Consider the following 527-nt stretch of genomic DNA (forward strand, 5'->3'; position numbering starts at 1 on the left):
ATCGAAACTCTGAAAAATGCCGAGAACAATAATACGCAACGCCTATTCATTGAGAAAACCGGATGGATTTTAGGTTTTGGTTACGACGACGCCCAACTGGATTACTACCCTACCAAAGCGGATCTTGATAAAGTCAGCACAGATAAGCCTGTATTGATCATCCACACTTCGGGGCATTTGAGTGTCGCGAACAGTAAAGCGTTAGAGCTAGCAGGCATCACATCAGAATCGGAAGATCCAAAAGGTGGCATTATCCGCCGAATGGAAAACAGCCAAGAGCCAAATGGTGTCCTAGAAGAAAACGCGCACTTTGCAATGCTGTTCAACCTCAATAAGTTGATTGATTCAGAACTTCAAGATCGCATGTTAGAAGCCTCACAAGGTATGTACGCGAAATATGGCTATACCACAGCTCAAGAAGGACGAGCAACATCAGAAGGTTATGAAGCGATGAAACGCGCGTCGAAAAACGACAAGCTGATGATCGACTTGGTTGCGTACGCCGATATGGTATCGAGCAGTGATTT

General features: G+C 45.0%; 1 protein-coding gene. It reads left to right on the forward strand.

The features are described from left to right. The coding region (locus R7E38_RS23355) for an amidohydrolase family protein (RefSeq protein ID WP_318082231.1) at positions 1-527 on the forward strand (527 nt) is incomplete at both ends.

It is taken from the genome of Vibrio sp. Vb2131, assembly GCF_033338535.1.
Classification (GTDB): Bacteria; Pseudomonadota; Gammaproteobacteria; order Enterobacterales; family Vibrionaceae; genus Vibrio; species Vibrio alginolyticus.